2 protein-coding genes and 1 pseudogene are annotated in these 2,645 nt (G+C 64.3%); 2 read left to right on the top strand and 1 reads right to left on the bottom strand.

Annotated elements, in window-relative coordinates; translation table 11 throughout:
* On the top strand, positions 1 to 915 hold a 915-nt coding region (locus tag AC1DOC_RS28590), incomplete at its 5' end, for an LPD7 domain-containing protein (RefSeq protein WP_478131011.1).
* 440 nt (positions 916 to 1,355) lie between these two features.
* Positions 1,356 to 2,042, top strand: a complete 687-nt coding sequence (locus tag AC1DOC_RS28585) for a TraX family protein (RefSeq protein ID WP_478079945.1) — start codon at positions 1,356 to 1,358, stop codon at positions 2,040 to 2,042.
* A gap of 73 nt (positions 2,043 to 2,115) precedes the next feature.
* On the opposite strand, the pseudogene AC1DOC_RS28580 reads toward AC1DOC_RS28585, so the two are convergent.
* Positions 2,116 to 2,645 (bottom strand): annotated as a pseudogene (locus AC1DOC_RS28580) (relaxase/mobilization nuclease domain-containing protein); the annotation flags it as partial.

Below are 2,645 nucleotides of genomic sequence, written 5' to 3'. Positions count from 1 at the left end.
CTCACAGGCACCGAGACCTTCCGCCAGGGCATGTGGCACGAAGCCGCGCTGCGAGGCATCGAGGCCCGAGGCTACGAACCGACTCCGACTGAAATCCTCCACGTCCAGCGTGCGTTGAAGAAACGAGGCCCGCCGTCGCACGAGAATGGACGGCGTCCGATACCTGCGTCGCTGGACCGCGAAGCAACAACCGTGCACCACAGCGCCGTACCCGCCGAAGCCGATCCCAGTGCCAGTCTTCGTCCGCACAAGGACGAACCGCAAGACCGCCGATTCGAACGGGGAGGACCAAGATCGCCAGTCAGGGGGATGTTCGTGGCGGCCGCTGCCGCACCCTATCAATTCGATCCAACGCAGCGCATGTCCTTCTACGTGACCGTTCGCGTGGAGACCGGGGCTCGCACCATTTGGGGTACGGACCTCGAGAGGGCCCTCGCAGAGTCGACCTCGCAACCGCGCATCGGCGACCAAGTGGTGCTCACGCAGCACGGCACCCGTCCGGTCAACGTCCGGGTGGCGACCCGCAATGCGGAAGGCGAGCTGGTCGGCGAAAAGAAAATTGTCGCGCAGCGTGCGCACTGGAGCATCGAGACATCCGATCACCTTCGCGCGATGGAACACCACGCCATGCGCATACGCACCGGGAAATTGCTGTCCGATGCGGCCCAGGGTCCGCACCCCGAACTGGCCACGGCGGCAGCGGATCTCAAGTTGGCCGAGCAGTACGCACAGCGTGTGACCAGCGATCCGTCCTCCCAGCAGCACCTCGTACAGCTGATTCGCGATCGGATCGCCGAGGCGCTGGCGCAAGGCCGCGCCATCCACCTTCCGGATCGACTCCCGCGCGTCGCTCGCATGCATGCGCGCCAACGCACGGCCAGAAGCCAGGAGGATTTGAGCCGCGAGCGCGTCTAGAAATCGTTGGAAACCGGGGTTGAAGCTTGCAGCTTTTCGTCCAGCCTTGCGTGCGCGTTGTTCGCGCCCCTATCCGGTCCTGCGCTGCCGGAAAACACCATCCGAGGCGCCAGGTCGCAGGGCCGATGCTTTCGGCACCGAGATGCGAAGGCTGTTCGGTCCTGCTCCGCCACCCGCTCTCCGGTCAAGGAATGGGGCCGGTCTGCTCGAACGCGCGTTATGCCCTTGAAGCAGCACAAGTTCACTGTGAAAGGCATGGACGTTCAGGCCGACCGCCCTCAACCGCGCATCCTCGGCTGCACAGCGCAATGCCGAGAGCTTGTTGGTTGTACGCCATACGCCGGTGCTCGCCGCGTCGCATGGCTTGGCAAGCGTCCTGATGCACAAGGGATTCAACCGGTCCCGCCGCCATGTCCCGAAGGTTCCAGATACGCAACCGAGTGAAAACTCAGCCGCAGGTGAGCGCCTGGTCGGTCTCGAACGGCTCGCTCGAAGCGCTCAAATGGGTCGGTCTGTTGCTCATGGCGGGCGATCACGTCAACAAGTATCTGCTGCATGAGTCGAGCCCTGCTCTCTACGCATTGGGTCGCATGGCGATGCCGCTCTTCGGCTTCGTGCTCATGGTCAACCTGGCACGCCCCGGAGCGCTCGAGAGCGGCATGCACCTGCGCGTCATGAGGCGACTGGCGATATTTGCGCTGCTGGCCACGCCGGCTTTCGTTCATCTGGTCGGCTGGTGGCCGTTGAACATCCTTGCCACCCTTTTTCTGGCAACGCTGATCGTCTGGCTGCTGGAGCGGGACGGCTGGGCCGCGCGCCGCACGGCCTTGATCGCCTTCCTCGTTGGTGGCGCCATGGTGGAGTTCTGGTGGCCGGCGCTGCTCTTCTGCCTAGGCTCCTGGGCGTTCCTGCGCAGGCCCAACGGTCTGCGGATGCTGTTGTGGACCTTGGCGACGGCTTCACTCACTGCCATCAATGGCAACTTCGCCGCAGTGACCGCCCTGCTCTTGATCTGGGGAGCTCGGCAGGTCGAGATTCCGCTGCCGCGCAGTCGGTGGGTCTTCTACGCCTTCTATCCAATTCACCTCTCGCTGATCGCACTGGCGTTGATCGTCACCGAAAATTGACCTGGCGGGGGTGCTCCGATACCGAACCAATGCCCCGGCATGGGGTCGGTCTGCGTTCGAGTGCGCGTCGCGTTCACCGGGTGCGCGTTCCGGGCGGCTGAGCATTGCCGCGTTCTGGAGTTCGGCGTTTCATCTGCTCTTTCCAGTGGTCGGCCAGTCGCTGTGAGTCGGTTTGTATGTCCGGCATTCTTTCGACGAAATGATCCACTTGGGCGGCAAGATCTGCCCCGCCCCCTCTTCGAAGCGCATCTGCTGTGGCGCGCCAATCTGCGACCACCTCCCGCCGGGTGTTTCGCATTTTCTCTTGTCCGTCATCCGCGGCGCCTCGCCCCGACCTCAGAGCCTGGAGCAGGCTCTCCAGCTTGGCGCGCATGAAGGTCGACGTCCTCGGCGGTCGATGCCTGGCTCGGTCGTCGGGCGGCAGTTGCCCGAATGCCCGAAGCGCGCGGAGCCGGTGATGGATCGCATCCCTGTACGGCTTGYGGATCTGCCCTCGCACCTGTCGCGGTGTGGCATTGGCCGCCACACCCTGCTCGCGCATCAGTGCGGCGAACTGCTCGCGCCATTGCCGCAATGTCTCCTTGCGGATGTAGAGGCGCTGGC

The sequence above is a fragment of the Variovorax sp. 01T439_2 genome (assembly GCF_056398445.1).
The sequence above is the reverse complement of the archived record's forward strand: the minus strand, read 5'-3'. Positions and strand labels throughout refer to the sequence as shown.